20 protein-coding genes are annotated in these 17895 nt (G+C 67.9%); 15 read left to right on the forward strand and 5 right to left on the reverse strand.

Going from position 1 to position 17895, the window contains the following annotated elements; translation table 11 throughout:
* Nucleotides 1-5: 5 nt before the first annotated feature.
* The gene (locus FGL98_RS16300) at nucleotides 6-980 is read right to left on the reverse strand and encodes an ABC transporter substrate-binding protein (RefSeq protein WP_146318382.1); all 975 of its coding nucleotides are present in this window, start codon (nucleotides 978-980) and stop codon (nucleotides 6-8) included.
* Between the two features lie 223 nt (nucleotides 981-1203).
* Here FGL98_RS16300 and FGL98_RS16305 point away from each other — a divergent pair, with 223 nt between their 5' ends.
* Nucleotides 1204-1749, forward strand: coding sequence for a MarR family winged helix-turn-helix transcriptional regulator (locus tag FGL98_RS16305; RefSeq protein ID WP_146318384.1), 546 nt, complete (start codon nucleotides 1204-1206; stop codon nucleotides 1747-1749).
* Nucleotides 1750-1799: 50 nt separating this feature from the next.
* Here the strand turns inward: FGL98_RS16305 and FGL98_RS16310 are convergent, their stop codons facing one another.
* Complete coding sequence (locus FGL98_RS16310) at nucleotides 1800-3314, reverse strand: aldehyde dehydrogenase (RefSeq protein ID WP_246136592.1); 1515 nt, start codon at nucleotides 3312-3314, stop codon at nucleotides 1800-1802.
* 189 nt (nucleotides 3315-3503) lie between these two features.
* On the opposite strand from FGL98_RS16310, the gene FGL98_RS16315 reads away from it, so the two are divergent.
* Genes FGL98_RS16315 through FGL98_RS16365 form a run of 11 tightly spaced genes read left to right on the forward strand, consistent with a single transcriptional unit; the run spans nucleotide 3504 to nucleotide 12774 of the window.
* Nucleotides 3504-4031 carry a cupin domain-containing protein gene (locus tag FGL98_RS16315; protein WP_146318386.1) on the forward strand — a complete coding sequence of 176 codons (528 nt, stop codon included), beginning with the start codon at nucleotides 3504-3506 and terminating at the stop codon, nucleotides 4029-4031.
* Between the two features lie 48 nt (nucleotides 4032-4079).
* Nucleotides 4080-5033 carry a PDR/VanB family oxidoreductase gene (locus tag FGL98_RS16320; RefSeq protein WP_146318388.1) on the forward strand — a complete coding sequence of 318 codons (954 nt, stop codon included), beginning with the start codon at nucleotides 4080-4082 and terminating at the stop codon, nucleotides 5031-5033.
* A gap of 31 nt (nucleotides 5034-5064) precedes the next feature.
* Nucleotides 5065-6009: a VOC family protein gene (locus FGL98_RS16325; RefSeq protein ID WP_146318390.1), complete on the forward strand. Its 945-nt coding sequence runs from the start codon at nucleotides 5065-5067 to the stop codon at nucleotides 6007-6009.
* Nucleotides 6006-6860, forward strand: a complete 855-nt coding sequence (locus tag FGL98_RS16330; RefSeq protein WP_222432221.1) for an aspartate dehydrogenase domain-containing protein — start codon at nucleotides 6006-6008, stop codon at nucleotides 6858-6860. The genes FGL98_RS16325 and FGL98_RS16330 overlap by 4 nt, the downstream gene beginning before the upstream one ends.
* Nucleotides 6857-7666, forward strand: a complete 810-nt coding sequence (locus FGL98_RS16335; protein WP_146318392.1) for an alpha/beta fold hydrolase — start codon at nucleotides 6857-6859, stop codon at nucleotides 7664-7666. Before FGL98_RS16330 ends, FGL98_RS16335 begins: the two co-directional genes overlap by 4 nt.
* Complete coding sequence (locus FGL98_RS16340; RefSeq protein WP_146318394.1) at nucleotides 7663-8412, forward strand: SDR family oxidoreductase; 750 nt, start codon at nucleotides 7663-7665, stop codon at nucleotides 8410-8412. Before FGL98_RS16335 ends, FGL98_RS16340 begins: the two co-directional genes overlap by 4 nt.
* Before the next feature lie 25 nt (nucleotides 8413-8437).
* Nucleotides 8438-9214 carry an SDR family oxidoreductase gene (locus FGL98_RS16345; RefSeq protein ID WP_146318396.1) on the forward strand — a complete coding sequence of 259 codons (777 nt, stop codon included), beginning with the start codon at nucleotides 8438-8440 and terminating at the stop codon, nucleotides 9212-9214.
* A 37-nt stretch (nucleotides 9215-9251) separates the two neighbouring features.
* Nucleotides 9252-10922, forward strand: coding sequence for a thiamine pyrophosphate-binding protein (locus FGL98_RS16350; RefSeq protein ID WP_146318398.1), 1671 nt, complete (start codon nucleotides 9252-9254; stop codon nucleotides 10920-10922).
* Nucleotides 10919-11449, forward strand: a complete 531-nt coding sequence (locus FGL98_RS16355) for an alpha/beta fold hydrolase (protein WP_146318400.1) — start codon at nucleotides 10919-10921, stop codon at nucleotides 11447-11449. The genes FGL98_RS16350 and FGL98_RS16355 overlap by 4 nt, the downstream gene beginning before the upstream one ends.
* Nucleotides 11450-11489: 40 nt before the next feature.
* Entirely contained in the window at nucleotides 11490-11711 is a 222-nt protein-coding gene (locus tag FGL98_RS16360; protein ID WP_146318402.1) for a recombinase-like helix-turn-helix domain-containing protein, read from the forward strand.
* Between the two features lies 1 nt (nucleotide 11712).
* Nucleotides 11713-12774, forward strand: coding sequence for a Rieske 2Fe-2S domain-containing protein (locus FGL98_RS16365; RefSeq protein WP_146318404.1), 1062 nt, complete (start codon nucleotides 11713-11715; stop codon nucleotides 12772-12774).
* A gap of 92 nt (nucleotides 12775-12866) precedes the next feature.
* Here the strand turns inward: FGL98_RS16365 and FGL98_RS16370 are convergent, their stop codons facing one another.
* The gene (locus tag FGL98_RS16370; RefSeq protein ID WP_146318406.1) at nucleotides 12867-13610 is read right to left on the reverse strand and encodes an SDR family NAD(P)-dependent oxidoreductase; all 744 of its coding nucleotides are present in this window, start codon (nucleotides 13608-13610) and stop codon (nucleotides 12867-12869) included.
* A 577-nt stretch (nucleotides 13611-14187) separates the two neighbouring features.
* Here FGL98_RS16370 and FGL98_RS16375 point away from each other — a divergent pair.
* The gene (locus FGL98_RS16375) at nucleotides 14188-14886 is read left to right on the forward strand and encodes a 4a-hydroxytetrahydrobiopterin dehydratase (RefSeq protein ID WP_146318408.1); all 699 of its coding nucleotides are present in this window, start codon (nucleotides 14188-14190) and stop codon (nucleotides 14884-14886) included.
* 244 nt (nucleotides 14887-15130) lie between these two features.
* On the opposite strand, the gene FGL98_RS26365 is transcribed toward FGL98_RS16375, so the two are convergent.
* Both FGL98_RS26365 and FGL98_RS16385 read right to left on the reverse strand, forming a co-directional pair.
* Nucleotides 15131-15322, reverse strand: coding sequence for a type II toxin-antitoxin system PemK/MazF family toxin (locus tag FGL98_RS26365; protein ID WP_246136601.1), 192 nt, complete (start codon nucleotides 15320-15322; stop codon nucleotides 15131-15133).
* A gap of 133 nt (nucleotides 15323-15455) precedes the next feature.
* Nucleotides 15456-15689: a DUF2191 domain-containing protein gene (locus FGL98_RS16385; protein WP_146318410.1), complete on the reverse strand. Its 234-nt coding sequence runs from the start codon at nucleotides 15687-15689 to the stop codon at nucleotides 15456-15458.
* 78 nt (nucleotides 15690-15767) lie between these two features.
* Between FGL98_RS16385 and menE the strand changes: the two genes are divergently transcribed.
* Entirely contained in the window at nucleotides 15768-16904 is a 1137-nt protein-coding gene (menE, locus tag FGL98_RS16390; RefSeq protein WP_246136593.1) for an o-succinylbenzoate--CoA ligase, read from the forward strand.
* Between the two features lie 63 nt (nucleotides 16905-16967).
* Nucleotides 16968-17852: a 1,4-dihydroxy-2-naphthoate polyprenyltransferase gene (locus tag FGL98_RS16395; RefSeq protein WP_146318415.1), complete on the forward strand. Its 885-nt coding sequence runs from the start codon at nucleotides 16968-16970 to the stop codon at nucleotides 17850-17852.
* The last annotated feature ends 43 nt before the right edge of the window (nucleotides 17853-17895 follow it).

Below are 17895 nucleotides of genomic sequence, written 5' to 3' on the forward strand. Positions count from 1 at the left end.
GGCGCTCATTTTTCGTTGACGATCGTGTAGGCCGAGGCTTGGTAGCCCTTCTTGACCTGCCCGAGGCCTATCATGATGTCGGCGATTTTCTGCATGGCCGCGTCGCTCAGCTTGACGTCGAAGTTCGGCAGATTCATCGCTTTGGCGGCCTTTGCATTGGTGCCCAGGGCCTTTGGCATCCATGCCCGAAACTCTTTCTGATGCTTGGCGATATCGGCGCGGGCATTGTTGAGCGCAGTGGCAAACTTCTTGACGGTCCCCGGATCCGACTTTGCATAGTTCGTGCTGGTCACGAACGTCGAGACGGGTAGCGCCTCGTTCGGGCCGGTGACGAGGGGCGCTACTTCACGCAGGCCGGCATCCTTTGCGGCGGTAGCGAACGGCTCGGGCAGGTAGCCCGCCTGAATCGAGCCGTTCTTGACGCCGTCGATCATCTGCGGGAACGGCACCTCCACCCAGGATGGCTTGGCGTTGAGTCCTTTTGCTTTGGCCAGATTGGCGAACGAAACGTCGCCGACGTTATTCAAGGTGTTGATGCCGACCGTCTTGCCGTTCAGGTCGGACAGGGTCTTGATCGGCGAGTTCGGCTTGACGAAGATGCCCAGCTCACCGACACCAAGCCCGGACACGAGCGCGACGGTCTGCACCGGGGCGCCCTTGCTGGTGGCGATCGAGGAACTGATCGTGTTGGAGAAGCTGAACTGCAGCTGCCCGGTGGCGACCTCCTGCACGCCGACCGGACCGCCCTGCAGCGTCTGGAACGTCACGTCCAGCCCTTCCTTCTTGAAGAAGCCGTGATCCTTCGCCCAGTAGACGGGCGCATAGTCGGCCAGCGGTAGGACCCCGACCTTGATCGATGCAACTTTGGCGCTGGCGGAAGTGCCACTCGCCGCGTTGCCGCTGCCGGAGGAACCGCAGGCGCTCAAGAGCACGGCGACGGTGACGGATGACGCCGCCAGCTTCCAATGGACGGTCTTCATGGAATCTCCTGGTGAGGGTGGGGGCGAACGAGGGCCGCGCCGCCAGTGTGACTTACTTAACACTAAGAGGTCAAGGGCTAAGATTGATTTGGATGAAGATTTCTCGAGGCAGGCGGCACGCGTCAGTCCAGTAGCGAGAAGCCGGAGTGATCTGTGCGACGATGAGACAGGCCTCGCGTATCCTCCGAGCGGTCAGAGATACCTCACTACTCAGGAGCTCTCCATGGGAACACGTCACTCCGGTTCTGACCTGGTCGATCTGATCCTGGATCAGTGGCACCGCGAGACGCCCGACCTGGACGTCAGCAGCATCGCGGTCCTGGGCCGCCTGCATCGGGCAGACCTGCGGTACCAGGCGCTCGTCGCGGACGAGCTCGGCCGTTTCGGACTGTCGACTGCCGCCTTTGACGTCCTGATGTCCCTGCGACGCAGCGGCCCGACCTACCGCCGCACCGCGGGTGAGCTGGCCGAGGTCGGACTGATCACCAGCGGTGGCCTGACCCAGCGCATCGACCGCCTCGAGCGCGACGGACTCGTCGAGCGGACAAAGGAGCCGGGCGATCGCCGCAAGGTTTTCATTCAGCTCACGGACAGCGGCCGCAAGCTGATCGACGAGGTTCTCCAGGCGCACTTCACGGAGCAGAACCAGATGTTGGCCGGGTTGACCCAGACGGAGCATCGGCAGCTGGCCAAGCTGCTCGCCCGCCTGGAGGTCTCTCTTGAGGTCTACGACGGGCACCAGCTCGGCCGGGCCGAGCCGGCGGGCTGATCGTCCCAGCCCGTTGCCCGGCGCCACCCGAGACGGTCGCACCGCAAGCCCTATTCATGCTCCGCCCAGGGCAGCGGAGATCCGGCCGTCTCCCAGTAGATGCTCTTCTGCCGCATGTAGGACTTGATGCCCTCACGGCCCTTCTCCGTGCCGAGCCCGCTGTTCTTGTGGCCGCTGAACGGCGTGGAGATGCTGAACTGCTTATAAGTGTTGATCCACACGGTCCCCGCCTGGACGGCCTGTGCGATTCGCCAGGCTCGCCGGTAATCCGCGGTCCAGATCCCGCACGCGAGACCGTATTCGCTGTCGTTGGCCTGCGCGACAAGATCCGCCTCGGTGCCGAACGGCAGCACGACCGCCACCGGCCCGAAGATCTCCTCCCGACAGATCCAGTCCGTGTTCGCCACACCCGCGAGCACGGTGGGCAGGTAGTAGGCGCCAGTCGCGTAGCCCTCCCCCTCAGGCGACGAGCCACCGCACAACACCTGCGCGCCCTCGGACTTCGCCCGCTCGACCATCGCGCGCACCTTGTCGCGGTGATCGCGGTGCACCAGCGGGCCCACCTGGCTCTCCGGGTCGTCTCCGGGGCCGACTCGCAGGGCACGGGTGCGCTGGACCAGTTGGGAGACGAAGTCGTCGTAGATGCTCTCGTGCACGAAGACGCGCGAACCGGCAATGCAGCTTTGCCCGCTCGAGGAGAAGATTCCGAACAGGATCCCGGCCAGCGCCTGCTCCCGGTCGGCATCGGGGAACACGATGGTCGGCGACTTGCCGCCCAGCTCAAGGGTCACCGGCATGACCTTGTCCGCCGCGGCGCGACCGATCGAGCGGCCGGTCGTCGTGCCACCGGTGAACGACACCTTTCCCACCTGCGGATGTCGCACCAGCGCGTCGCCCACCACGGCGCCGGAGCCCGGAAGCACGGAGAGAAGGCCGGCCGGCAGTCCGGCCTCCTGGCAGATGCGGCCGAGCAGCAGTGAGACGCACGGCGCCCACAACGGGGACTTCAGGACCACGGCGTTTCCGGCTGCCAGCGCCGGCGCAACTTTCTGAGCCTCGCTGGCAATGGGTGAGTTCCACGGGGTGATGGCGGCAACCACACCGTACGGCTCGTGTGCGCCCATCGTCAGGTAACCGCCGCGCGCCGGTGTCACCGGCTCCTCCATCGTCTCCAGAGCGGCAGCCGTGTAGACAAATGTGCCGGCCGCACTCATGGCAAGCGCCCGGGTCTCAGCGCGAACCTTGCCGGTGTCGGCGGTCTGCACTGCCGAGATCAGGTCGGCGCTCGCCTCGATCTCGGTCCCGATCCTGCGGAGGACCGCGGCCCGCTGGTGCGCCAGCAGGTTACGCCACGCAGGATCCTGAGCGGCGGCCAGCCCTGCCGCAACGGCCGCATCGACGTCCTCGAGCCCGGCGCCATGGAAGCGGTGCACGACGGCACCGGTTGCCGGATCCACCGACTCGATGAGCGGACCGCAGCCCCTGCGCCACTGACCACCCACCAGGATCTCGTCGGCCCAGCCGGCCATCGGCGAGCGGTCCACCTTGAGTTGAGTCCTGCTCATCGACATGCTCCTTAGGATAAAGATGCTTAGTGCTATATCGGACAGAGAACCCCGAGAGTCGCCCAGTCACGAGTTCCCACCGGGAACAAAGCTCTTATACATACGCTTCGAGACAGCCCCTTGACGGATGCCGTGACGTAGATCATAGTAGAACTATCTCAGCTCTAAGACAATGCTTTGGAGGAACTCATGACAACCACAGACTCGGCGACCTCGCCCACCACTGACCTGGACGCCTTGATCGACTCGTGCATCGCTTCTCGCGACTCGCGCCAGGAGGACTGGGACACGCTGGCCTTCCAGGCCGAGAAGCGCGGGGACAAGTTCCGCCGCGCGCAGATCCGCTACGTGGGCTCGGGCGCGACAGGCGATCACGACAACGACTCTCGCACGCTGCCCGCAGGTGGATTCACGTTCTCCAACATGCGCCTACCCGTGGGTGGTGTCGGTCCGGAGCACACCCACCACGACGTGGAGGAAGCCTTCTTCGTCCTGGAGGGCGACCTGGAGGTCACCGTCCACGACGTGCAGGACGGCACCAAGACCGCGACCCGCCGGCTCGGGTACCGCGACCTGATCCGCGTGCCGGCCGGCGTGCCGCGCAGCCTGAAGAACGTCGGCGACTCCGACGCTCTGTTCTGCGTGATCATCGGCACTCAGAAGCCGCAGCTCCCGACGTATCCCGAGTCGTCGGAGATGTACGGCGTCACGCGCTGACCCGTCCGATCAACCAAGAGCAACGCAGGCACCCGGAAGGTGGACATGATGACTGAGGCACGGCAACTACGCGTCGCCCAGATGACTTGGGAAGCCGAAGGTGTGCTGAGTGTGCGCCTGGCCGACCCAGCCGGGGCGCCACTGCCCGGCTGGGAGCCGGGGGCACATCTTGCGCTGCATCTACCGGGCGGCAACATACGAGAATTCTCGCTCTGCTCCGACCCCAACGATCTGACCGGCTGGACCGTGGCGGTCCTGCGGGAACCCAGTTCGCGCGGCGGCAGCGCCTACGTCCATCTGCAGCTGCGGGTGGGGGATCTGGTGTCTGTCGACGGGCCACGCAACAACTTCCGCCTCGAGGACGCGCCGAGGTATCAGCTGATTGCCGGCGGCATCGGTATCACCCCCATCCTGGCGATGGCGCGAGAGCTGGAGTCGCGTGGCGCCGACTGGAGCATGCTGTATGCCGGCAGGTCCGGCCAGACCATGGCCTTCGTCGACGAGCTGCGGTGCCTTGCCCCAGGCCGGGTGCGTATCCACGCGGACGACAGTGCGGGTGGACCGCCCGCGCTGTCGGAGGTGCTGGAGGACAACGACACCCGGACTCTGGTCTACTGCTGCGGACCCGAACCACTGATCACCGGAGTCGAGCAGGCCCTCACCGATCCGCAGATGCTGCGCATCGAACGGTTCAAGGCACCGGAGCCGATTGCTCCGCCCGCGGGTGGGGACCAGCCATTCGACATCATCTGCGCCGGGAGCGGCGCCCGAGTGCACGTGCCGGTCGACACAACGGCGCTGGCCGCACTTGAGGACGCCGGCTGCGACGTGCCCAGCTCATGCACCGAGGGCATCTGCGGCACCTGCGAGACGAAGGTGCTCGCCGGCACGGTCGATCACCGCGACTTCCTGCTGTCCGACAGCGAGAAGGAAGCAGGGGACACCATGTTCATCTGCGTGTCTCGTGCACTGACAGCAGAGCTCACTCTCGACATCTCCTGACCCCAATCACCCGTAAAGGAGCCCAGTGCCCATGATCCAAGCTCACGCCGGCCCACCGGTCGCCCGCCCGCACTCCCTGCGATCGGTCTCACTCCTCGTGCCCGACCCGGAGGCGATGGCGGATTTCTACACCGGCACCTGGGGGCTGACCGCGACCGAACGTGGCGAGGGCACCGCCTGGCTGCGCGGATCCAGCAGGGAGCATCACATCCTGCATCTGGCCAGAAACGAGCAGAACGCCCTCGGCAAGATCGTCTTCGCCGTGCGCGACCGGCGCGAGGTCGACGACGCAGCCCGTGCGCTGGCCGCGCTCGACATCCTCCTGGTGCACGAGCCCGGCCCGTTGGACGACGCTGCAGGAGGTTACGGGCTGCAGTTCGTCGACCCCGAAGGGCGCCTTGTCGAGCTCAGCACGGAGCTGTATGCCGTGTCCGAACGGGATGCCAACGGCCGAGAGGCCGTCCCCCGCAAGATCGCCCACGTCGTGCTGAATACGGTCGACATCGATGCCGCGTGCGCGTTCTACACGAGGGTCCTCGGCATGCGCGTGTCCGACTGGTCCGAGCACCAGATGGCCTTCCTGCGCTGCAACAACGACCACCACGTCATCGCGTTCAACCAGGGCGACTGGACGTCGTTGAACCATGTGGCCTACGAGATGCCGTCGATCGATCACTTCATGCGCGGCATCGGCAACCTCCGTCGTTCCGGCATCACCCCCGAGTGGGGTCCCGGTCGGCACGGGCCCGGCGACAACACGTTCTCCTACTTCACCGACCCCGCAGGGCTGGTCTGTGAGTACACCTCCGAGGTTGCCCAGATCGAGGAGGACAGCTGGCTGTGCCGCGTCTGGCCGCGCACCGCGGAGCTGTCCGACCAGTGGGGAACGGCCGGCCCACCCACGCAGACCGTGCGCACCCACATGGCCGGGGTCCCTGACCTGGGCTACCTGAGCCGACACAAGCGTGCGTCGTGAGCGGCGTGGACAGCTCGCAGCGGTCGACCGCCTTCCTCGACGGCGCGCGCGACCGGGCCGGCCGGACCCTTCGGGTGGTCGTGGTCGGTGACGGTGCGATCGGTCGCCCGGTCGCCCGGCGCCTGAGCGAGTGTCAGGTTCCAGGCGTCGAACTTGTCGGCATCATGGATGTTGATGGCGGCGTGCACGCCACGGACGGTGGCAGATTCACTGCGTCCGACCTGCCAAACGTGGCCGACCTGGTCATCGAGGCAGCCGGTCAGGGCGCACTCGCGGAACTTGGTCCGAGGCTCATCGCCGCCGGCGTTGACGTGCTGGCGTTGTCCGTCGGCGCACTGGCCGACCCTGAGCTGCGGGCCGATCTGCAGTCGGGTCCGGGACGCCTGTTTTTGTCCACGGGCGCCGTCGGTGGACTCGATCTGCTGCGCACTGTCGCCGACGCGGGCACGCTCACCCGGGTCACCATAGAGACCGCGAAGCTTCCCGCCACCTTGATCCAGGACTGGATGAGCCCGGCCCAGCGGACTGCCCTGCTGGAGACGACCAGCCGAGTGGAGGTGATGCGCGGCTCACCCGCGATCATCGCGCGTTCATTTCCTCGCTCGACCAACGTGGCCGTGTCGGTCGCCATGGCCGCCGACGACTGGGACCGCGTACAGGCAGTGGTCGTGGCGGACCCGGCCGCAACCCTGACCACCCACGTCATCACTGTCGAAGCGACGACCGGCAACTACCGGTTCGAGATCCGCAACCACCCGTCACCGACGAATCCCGCGACCAGCGAGCTCGTGCCGCACGCAGTGCTGCGCGCGGTCCGCGACCTGGCAGGACGGCCGGTGACGTTGATATGACCGGCCTCCTGCGACCGACCGTGGCCGCCGATGTGCGCGGCACGGGAGATCCCGTGCTTCTACTGCACGGGATCGGCGGCTGCGCCGCCACCTTTACCGCGCTGGCCGCCCTGCTCGACGACGCCGGCTTCCGTGCCATCGCCTGGGATGCTCCGGGCTACGGGGCGTCGGACGATCCGACGGAGTTGCTGGGGCGGGATGGCTATCTGCGGGCCCTCACCACGCTGCTGTCCGAGCACGGTGAGACCTCGGCACACGTGATCGGCACCTCCTGGGGCGGCGTGCTCGGCACCTGCCTGGCAGCTGCTCGACCCGAGCGCGTGCGCAGCCTGACTCTGCTGGACAGCACCCGCGGCTCCGGGGTGCAAACAGCCCGCGCCCACGCAATGCGTTCCCGCGTGGACGAACTGGCCACCGTAGGCGCTGTCGAGTTCGCCAGCCGTCGGGCGCACCGACTCGTTGCCCCGGGGGCCGACCGGGCCGTCGCCGACGAGGTCGTGCGACAGATGGCCGGCGTCCGGGTCCCTGGATACCGCGCAGCCGCCGAGTTCATGGCGGACACCGACACGACGGCCCTGCTCTCCGACCTCGAGACGCCGACGCTCGTGCTTGTCGGTGAACACGACCGGGTGACCGGAGTTGCCGAGTCCGAGCTGCTGGCCTCGCGGATCCCCGGCGCTCGGTTCGCGGTCATCGCCGACGCCGGGCATGCCGCCGTGCAAGAACGTCCGGAGTCCGTGGCGAGTGCCGTCACAACCTTTTTGGCGGAAGTGGCCACCCGGCCCAGCATCGGGGTGCGCTCATGAGCAACGACTCGTCGCGCCTGATCGTCGTCACCGGCGCCGGCCGCGGACTGGGCAACGCCATCGCCGAGCACCTCGGCTCCATCGGGGCGCGCGTCGTGGTCGCCGAGCTGCATCCCGAGGTCGCCGAACGCGGCTGCGCCCAGCTGGTCCAGCTCGGCATCCACGTGCACCGTGTCGACACGGACGTCAACGACCCGGCGTCGGTGGCCCGGATGGCCGCGGCCGTGCAAGAGCTCGGTGGCGCAGCAGGACTGGTCAACAACGCCGCACTGGCAGACGGTGTCGGCGGCCTTCCGTTCCACCAGATCGAGGTGGACGCCTTCGACCGGGTGCTGAGCGTCAATGTGCGCGGCACGTGGCTGGTCTCGCGGGCGCTCTACCCGCAGCTCGCCGCCCACCGCGGCGCGATCGTCAATCTGGCCTCCGACGCGGCGATCTATGGCTCTCCGCGGCTGGCTCACTACGTGGCCTCCAAGGGCGCCGTCGTTGCACTGACCCGCAGCATGGCGCGCGATGCGGGACCCGACGGGGTCCGCGTCAACGCCGTGGCTCCGGGGCTGACCCGTGTCGAAGCAACCGAGACCGTGCCCACCGAGCGCTACGACCTCTACCGCACCGGTCGCGCGCTGACCCGCAATCAGACCCCCGAGGACGTGACCGGTGCGGTCGCGTTCCTCCTCTCCGACGCCGCCGCCTACGTCACCGGCCAGACCCTGGTCGTCGACGGCGGCTTCGTGATGCCGTAACCGAACCGAATACGAAGGACACGATATGGATCTGCAACTCGCGGGCAAGACCGTCCTGGTCACCGGCGCCAGCTCCGGGGTGGGTCTGGCGACCGCACGGATGCTGCTCGCCGAGGGCGCCCGAGTCGCCGGGTGCGCGCGTGACGTCGACCGGCTGCGGTCTGCCTTGGGCGGGGCGCCCGACCCGGTTCACGCCGTGGCATGCGACGTGCTGGATCAGGCTGCGGTGACGACCTTCGTGACCTCCACTGTGGACAGGTGGGGCGGGGTCGATGCAGTGGTCTGCAACGCGGGTCGGTCCCTGATGGCCACGCTCGACGAAACAAGTGACGCACAGATCCGTGACGAGCTCGAGCTGAAGGTCTTCGGCGCCCTCAATGTGATTCGAGCCGCCCAACCCCACCTGGCCGAGTCGGACGACCCGTCCGTGGTGGTGGTCAACGCCATTCTGTCCCGGCAGCCCGAGCCGCGACTGGCGGTCACGTCGGCCGCCCGCGCTGCGCTGCTGAATCTCACCCGCTCACTGACCTCGTCGTTGGGGGTCGATCGCATCCGGGTCAACTCGGTCCTCCTCGGACTGATCGACACCGGCCAGTGGAGTCGGCGCTACGCCGCGGCCGACACCGACCTGACCTACGCCCAGTGGGCTGCCGAGATCGCCGCCGACCGCGGCATCGTCCTGGGCAGGTTTGGTGCCGCGGAGGAAGTCGCCTTCGCCATCGTGTCCCTGCTCTCCCCCCTGTCCGGCTATACGACCGGCGCCAGCGTCGACGTCGGCGGCGGCATCGCCCGCTACCTGTGACAACCGCACCCGCACCCGACCACCGCCAGGAGCAACCATGAGCAGCACCAACACCCCTCGACCGACAGGCGGTGACGTCCTGGTGGACGTCATGCGGACTCACGGGGTCGATACGGCGTTCGGCGTCGTCAGCATTCACAACCTGCCGCTGGTCGAGGCGGTCGACCGCGAGCTGCGGTTCGTGCCCGTCCGGCACGAGGCCGCCGCCGTGAACGCGGCCGACGGGTATGCCCGCGCAACAGGCCGGTTCGGGGTCGCCCTGACCAGCACGGGCACCGGAGCCGGCAACGCGGCGGGCTCGATGGTCGAGGCTCTGACCGCCGGCAGTCGGGTGCTGCACGTCACCGGGCAGATCGACAGCGAGTTCCTCGGATCGGGTCGAGGGGTGATCCACGAGGTTCCTCGCCAGCTGCAGCTGCTCCAGGCCGTCTCCCGTTTCGCCGCGACCGTGCAGCACGCGAGCGAGTCACGAAGCGTGCTCGAGTCGGCGATTGCGGACCTGTCCTCCGCCCCGTTCGCGCCGGCCAGCGTCGAGTGGCCCATCGATCTGCAGTACCTCGCTTCCTCGGCCGAGCAGGCCGACCATCAACCAAAGCCCTCGAGCCGCAGCGCGGCCTCGTGGGAGGCCGCCGTGGCCGAAGCGATCGGGCTGCTCAGCGCCGCGCGGCGGCCACTGATCTGGGCTGGTGGTGGCGCCCGGTGGATCGGGGCGCCGCTCACCGCTCTCGCGGAACGGCTGGGGGCCGGCCTGCTGACCAGCAACTCCGGGCGCGGGTCCGTGCCCGAGGACCACCCGCTCGTGTTGGGCAACTTCGCAGCCAACCCCGGGCTCGCGTCACTGATCGACGACGCCGACCTGATCCTCAGCATCGGCACGCACTTTCGCTCCAACGAGACCAAGCACTACAGCCTGTCGCTGCCGGCCACGCACATCGCAATCGACCTCGACCCGGCCGCGCTGGGTCGGGTCTACCCGGCCACTGTCGCGCTGACCGGAGACGCGGCTGCGCTCGTGCCAGAGCTCCTTGCCGGACTTGCGCCCCACACTGCTGACGGCTGGCGGCATCGGGTCACCACCGCCCGGCAGGACGTGCGCCACTCCCTCGCCGAGGACATCGGCGCCTACCGGCAGATCTGCGAGTCGATCCGCCACCGGCTGCCCCGTGACGCCATAGTCGCGCGCGACGTCACCATCCCCTCCAGCTCATGGGGCAACCGACTTCTCGAGATCTACGACCCGCGCAGCAATATCTTCCCGGTCGGTGGCGGTATCGGGCAGGGCCTGGCCATGGGCATCGGCGCATCCATCGGACGGCCCGACGTGCCCACGCTGGTCATGGCCGGCGACGGCGGACTCGCGGTCCACCTCGGGGAGATGGCCACCCTTGCCGACCAGCAGCCGTGGTGCGTCCTGGTCATCTTCAACGACGGTGGATACGGCGTCCTGCGCAACCTGCAGAGCCAGCACACCGGTCGCGTCTCCGGAGTGGACCTGTTCACACCCGATTTCGGCCTGCTGGCCGCATCCCTGGACCTACCACACACCCTGGTCCGCGATGGTGCCGCATTCGACACCGCGTTGGTCAAGGCGCTCGAGCTGCAGCGCCCCTACGTCATCGAGGTCGACGTGACCACGCTGCAGCCCACCCCCAAGCCGTTCGTGCCCCCGGTGCACGTCCCTGAAGGTCAAAGGAGATCAGGACGATGAAGCTCGATGACACCGCGCCTGCCGTGCTGGCTCTACACACCGCGGCGCCCACAGCCGACTGGCCGGCCCCCAGCATCGACGAGGTCACACTCCGAAAAGTGACCTTCGCCGAAGACACCGATCTCGCATCCCGAGTCACCGTCGCTGCCAGGGCGATCGACGAGTTCGGCTCGCCGATGCACGTGCTTGCCAGTGGGGACGACGGGGCCGTCGCCATCCGCCTGGCAGTCACCCACCCTGAGCTCGTCAAGAGCCTGGTGTTGGCCGACGCCACCTCCCACACCGCTCTCGGTGACGTGACCGCGGACCTGACAGCGGTCACCGTGCCCGCGCTGGTGGTCTGCGCGGCGCCAGAACTCAACAGCGACCTCACCGCATCGCAAGAGCTCGCCGGTCAGATCAGCAACGGCGTATTCGTGGTGATGGACCGCGTGGAGCGGCCCGCGCATCGTGCTCGCCCCGACTCATTCAACGCCTGGTCGGACTCCTTCATCTCCATCGTCGAGGGGCTTCGAGGCCTGGCCTGACCACCACCACCAAATCAACAACTACGAACTGGAGGACGCCGTGCAAGCACCGCTCTACCTGGAACCGAACCAGACCCGTGAAGGCCCTCTCACGCCCTACGAGGCAAAGCTCTCCGGCCTGATCCAACGAGTATTCGCCGAAGGCCACTACGGGCTCCAGGAGCTCGTCCAAGGACTCAACGACCACGGATCAACCGCGCCGGACGGCGCACCGTGGACCGAGGAGTCGTTCCGTGCAGAAATGAGCAGGTTGGGAGCCTGAGATGACCATCACCACCGAACGAGTCAACAGTGCGGGCAAGAACACCGGCCCGTTGGACCTCGACGAGCTCACCGCCACCGGGCTCCGCGACCGCTGGTACCCCGTTCTCCCGTCCAAGCTGGTGCCGCGCGGAGACATGAAGAAGGTCACCCGGCTCGGCAAGGACTGGCTGCTCTTCCGCGATTCCAAGGGCAAGCTGTCGGTCCTCGCCGACCGGTGTCCACACCGCAATGCGCCACTGTCCGCAGGCCAGCACCTCGGCGATCGGGTGAAGTGCCAGTACCACGGCGTGGAGGTCGACGACAGCGGCACCGTGGTCAAGGTGCCAGGGATGCCTGGGTGTGCGCTCGAGGGCAAGCAGGCCGCCCTGAGCCTTGAAGTGGTCGAGGCGGCCGAGGTGATCTTCGCGTGGTTCCCCGCGACCCCGGACAGCAAGGCACCCGAATTCGTCCTGCCGGAATGGCTTGGCTCGCCCGAGTGCTCCTTCTTCCCCAACTTTGTGGAGTGGAAGGCACCCTGGCGCTTCTACCTCGACAACGTCCTCGACCCGATGCACGGAGCCTTCCTGCATGCCGACTCGCACTCGATGTTCCAGGGTGACACCACGGCCCGGTTCCGGATCCGGGAGACCGACCGCGGATTCTTCTTCGAGAAGACCGACCAGGTCGGCAAGAACTTCGACTGGGTCGAGTACGTCAGCGAGAACGGGCTCGACTACGTCAACCTGGAGATCCCGTATGGCCCCGAGGCGGGGCCCGGCGGCCCGTTCGGCATCGTCGGCATTCCAGTGCCGATCAGCGCCGACACCACAGCCGTATTCCACTGGCGCACTCGCAAGGTGGCCGGCTGGGAACGTGACGTGTGGCGCTTCCTCTACCGCAGCGCGTTGGAGGACAAGCACTGGGCGGTTCTGGAGCAGGACCGCAACATGCTGGAGAACTTCGCCACCGACGCCGACCAGGCCGAGCACCTCTACCAGCACGACCTCGGCGTCGCACGCATCCGCAGGATGTACCGCGCCGCGGCGCAGGAGCAGGCCAAGCAGATCGCCGAGCACGGCTGACGCGGCCCTGCTCCACCCGCCTGGCTCGCTCGTGCGGCCGCGCGCAGCCTACCCACACCCGATTTCAGCGACGGGGCGCACAGTGTGCGTTGCTAACCGGTGACCCTGTGCAGCTTGTGGGCGGCGGCCTGGGCGCGCGGCCGCACGACGAGCTGGTCGATGTTCACATGCGCCGGCCGGCTCGCGACGAAGGCGACGCAGTCGGCGACATCCTCCTGCTGCAGCGGGTCCACCCCCTCGTAGACCTTCGCGGCGCGCTGCTCATCGCCGTGGAACCTCACCAGCGAGAACTCGTCGGACTGCACCAGGCCCGGCAGGATCTCGCAGATCCGGACGGGCTGGTCCACCAGCTCGAGGCGCAACGACGCCATCATCGCGTGCTCGGCGAACTTCGCGCCGCAGTAGCCGCCGGCCCCTTCATACGCCACCAGTCCCGACGTGGACCCGATCGTGATCAGCACGCCCTGCGCCCCAGTCAGGGCTGGCAGCAGCGCCTGGATGGTCGCCGTCGCACCGATCACGTTGGTCTCAAACATCGCTCGCCACTCGTCGAGATTCGCCTGAGCGACAGTATCCATCCCGAGCGCGCCACCGGCGTTGACCACCAGGACGTCCAGTCGGTCCCCGACGACCTCTGCCAGAGCGGCCAGATCGCTCGGCCTGGTCACGTCGCAGGTGACCGCGCGACCGTCGATCTCCTGGGCGAGCTCCTCGACCCGCTCGGTGCGCCGGGCCGCGCAGAACACTTCGAACCCGTCCGCCGCCAGTCGGCGGGCGCTCGCCCGGCCGATCCCGCTGCTCGCCCCGGTCACCACTGCCACAGGTCTGGTTTCCACGTCGCAAAGTTACCCGCACCGCTCGCGGCAGCGCGCAGCGGCCAGGTCTCGCGTCAGTCAGGTCAGCTGCAGGTGAACGGCCAGCCGCACGACGTCCGCGTGCATCGGGTCAGTGCGCGATCAATGGACTCGCCCGGCTCCAATCGTCCTCCTGGCAGGAATCGCCCTTCCTCGCTGGAACGACAACACCGTGACCTTCCCTGGTGCTTGGCACGCGCGACCGCATGCACCCGGTGCACCAGATCCTGCGGGGCTGTTGCAGGGTTCCGCGGATGTCCGCATCCGCATAGTCAACGTAGGACGGATCGAACAGCGACTGGAAGCGGTGCCGCATGCTACCTATGGCCGACCAGGCCAGACCTGTCTCGCCAGCCGCGGCGACCGCATCGGCTCGGGCTTGAGGTTTCCCAGTCGATGTCGCGGGATCTTCGGGGGTAGTCGACACTGTCGACCCCGAAGGGTCGAATCGTCCGTTCGGCATGGCGTGTCGGTTGCTCGTGCCAATATGGGCGACCCCGACGGCTTCCGCTGGCAAATCGCCTACGACCCCTACCCGATCGGACAGAAGGTGACGCGGATGAGCGACAAGACCGAGACCCCGCCCGACCCGAAGCGCACACTGACGGAGCTGGAGCTGGTCACCGAACAGCTGCCCGACTGGCGGATGCTGATCGACCGGCTGCACGCCAGCTTCGACACCGGCGATTTCATCACCGCGGTCAAGCTCGTCGACGCAATCACGCTGACCGCCGAGGAGATGGACCACCATCCCGACCTCGACCTGGCCTACGGGCGGCTCGATGTCCGGCTGACCAGTCATGACGTCGGTGGCGTGACCCCGCGCGACGTGGTGCTGGCGAGGGCCATCAGCGAGCTGGCTCTGGCCGCCGAGGCCACGCCGCATCCGGAGCGCACCAGCGTGCTCGAACTCGGCCTCGATTCGGCCGACGCCGCAGAGATCAGGCCGTTCTGGGTGGCCCTGCTCGACTACGACACGGTCGAGGCCTGGGGCGAGATCCAGATCCGCGACGTCACCGGGCGCCGGGCGACGATCTGGTTCCAGCCCACCGAAGCCCACGACGTTCCACGGCAGCGATGGCACCTCGACCTGCGCATCCCGCCCGAAGTGGTCGAGGACCGCATTGCCGCCGCGATCGAAGCCGGCGGCGACCTGGTCGACGACACCGCCGCGCCGGCGTTCTGGGTGCTCGCCGACCCGCAGGGCAACCGCGCGTGCCTGACCACCTGGCAGGGCCGCGAGCCGCAAGGAGTGTGAGACACACGTCTTGGCAGACGAGACGCGCCACCGTCTCGCTACACGACCTGTTTGTGGTGCCATTCAGACCATCGGGATGGCACCGGTGTAGTAGTCGCAGTGATGCCTGAAGCCGGCTTCGGTGAGGTTGTTGGAGAGGGCGTCGTCGCTGGAAACCTGGTTGACCACGATTGCAGTAATCCACGCCTGGCCCCAGCCGAGCCCCTTGCGATGAACCGTTCGCCGATCCGCTGTCGGTCGACGCTCAACTGGAACAGTCGACCGCGACTGCCAGAGCGACGCAGATCGCGCGCATGCGAGCGTCGGATAGTCGCCCAAGGCGTTCGACGAGGATCCCGGTCGAGACACTTTCGATGGAGTCGAGGTTGACGGCGGAGCGCAGCGGCACCGGGTCATCACCGGGTTCGAGAACAACTTCGCTGCCGAGTCCTCGAATGCTCGTCGTGCATGGCGCTACGAGCGCGCGGCGATGCCGTGGATAACGGCGTCACGCGAGAGAACGACGACGGGGCGGCGGCCGATCTCGGCCATCTCGCACCACCAGACTTCCCCACGCCCGGGGAGGCCGTTCACGACCCGGCAACTGCCCGCCGGAAGGAGGCCAGGTCTCCCCATTCGTCCGGCTCGTCTAGTGGGTGCTTGTCATAGGCGGCGTAGCTTGCGTCCACCTCGGTGGAACGGTGCCGAGCCAGCAACGCAGCAAGCGCCTCGTCCACCAGTGCCGCGTCCGTCGTCCCGCAAACCTTGCGGGCACCTTCCAGGAGTGCAGCGTCGACCGTGGTGCTCAAACGTATGCGGGCCATGCCACTACCATGCCACATTCGTGGCATGGCTGGAAGCCCGGCATCCGGGCCCGACCACCCGGGCATAACCTGAACCTCGTGCCCACCCTCCGACCTTTCCGAGTGCGCCCGACCGGGCACGCCGCATACCTCGAAGCGCTGCGCGCCGCGCTCGACGGCACCGGACCCGCCCTGCTGCCGTATGCGGGGGCCGACGCCGCGCCGGAACGGGACTGGGCAGAGACGGACCTGCCCGACGGACTGGCGCTGGTGGTGAGTACCTCAGGATCCACCGGCCGCCCGAAGCGCGCGATGCTGACCGCCGGCGCGCTGATCGCGAGCGCCGACGCCACCCACGAGCGGCTCGGCGGCCCCGGGCAGTGGCTGCTGCCGATGCCGGCGCACCACATCGCGGGCAGCCAGGTGCTGATCCGGTCGGTGCGAGCCGGCGAGCAGCCGGTCACACTGCCCGAGTTCAGCCTCGACGCATTCACGGACGCGGCCGAGGCGATGAGCGGTGGGCGACGGTACACCGCGCTCGTGCCGACCCAGTTGCGCCGCCTCCTCGATCAGGGCAGGGCCGCCCTGCTGGCCGACTTCGACGGGATCCTGCTCGGCGGTGCGGCCAGTCCCCCGGCGCTACTGCAGGAGGCACGCCGCGCCGGGATCTCGTTGCTCACGACCTACGGCATGAGCGAGACGGCCGGGGGGTGTGTCTATGACGGCAGGCCGCTGCGCGGCACCACGGTCGAGCTGGACCCTGACGGGCGCATCCTCCTGGGCGGACCGACGATCGCCACCGGGTACCTCGCCGACCCCGGCCGGACCGGCGACGCGTTCCTCCTCGACGGCGCCCGCCGTTTTCGCACCGACGACCTCGGCAGCCTCGACGACGGCGTCCTACAGGTCCTCGGCCGCATCGACGACCTCATCACCACCGGTGGCCTCAAGGTGGCACCACGCATCGTCGAGGAGGCGGCGGCCGCCCTCCCGCAGATCGGTGAGGCGGTCGCCGTCGCAACACCGGATCCCGAGTGGGGGCACGCGGTCAGTCTGGCCATCACCTGCCGCGAGGCGACCACCCTCGAGCGGCTGCGGGATGACCTGCGAGCGAGCCTGCCGGCATACGCCCTCCCCCGGCGCCTGCTGACGCTGGCGACGATCCCGACACGCGGACCCGGCAAACCCGACCGTGCCGCTATTGCGGCGATGTCGGGGTGGCAAGATCTGCCATGAGACACCGGCACCGCGCCGGCACGAACCTCAGCCGACACGCAGCACATCGGAGTACATCACCACATGGCCACGCTCAACCAATGGATTGCCGGCGCTCGTCCCCGCACCCTCCCCATCGCGATCGCCCCGGTCGCGGTCGGCACCGGGTCCGCCTACACCTTCGAGCGGGCGAACACGGGCTATGCACTGCTCGCCCTGGTGGTCGCACTGCTGCTGCAGGTCGGCGTCAACTTCGCCAATGACTACTCCGACGGCGTCCGCGGCACCGATGACAACCGCGTCGGTCCGGTGCGCCTGGTGGGCCAAGGGCTCGCGACCGCCGTCAACGTCAAGCTCGCGGCGATGGCATGCTTCGTCTTCGCGGCCGTATGCGGTATCGCCCTGATCGGCCTGGCCGGCACACCCCTGCTGCTACTGGCCGGTGTCGCTGCGATCTGGGCCGCCTGGCACTACACCGGCGGCAAGCATCCCTACGGCTACCTGGGCCTTGGCGAGGTCTTCGTCTTCGTATTCTTCGGGCTCTTCGCAACTCTCGGCACCACCTACACCCAGGCCGGCCAGATCGACCTGGCCACGGTGGCCGGCGCGGTCGGCGTGGGTGCGCTCGCCTGCGCCATCCTGGTGGCCAACAACCTGCGCGACATCCCCGGAGACATCGAGTCGGGCAAACGCACCCTGGCGGTCCGGCTGGGTGACCGTGGCACGCGAATCCTCTACGTGGCGCTGGTCCTTGTGTCGCTGGTGATGGTCCTGCTGGCCGCCACGGTGCACACGTGGGCCGCGCTGGGCATCGTCGGGCTGCTGCTGCTGGCCAGACCGCTGAAGGTCGTGGTCGGCGGAAACCGCGGTCGCGACCTGATCCCGGCGCTCTCGGACACGGGCCTGGCGATCCTCGCCTACGGCCTGACGTTCGGGATCGGCCTCTACCTGGCCTACCGGCTCGGCTGATGCGCTTTCGCTCCAAAGGCACAGGTATACCTGCGCCTTTGGA

Origin of the sequence: Leekyejoonella antrihumi, assembly GCF_007845645.1 — a bacterium.
Taxonomy (GTDB): domain Bacteria; phylum Actinomycetota; class Actinomycetes; order Actinomycetales; family Dermatophilaceae; genus Leekyejoonella; species Leekyejoonella antrihumi.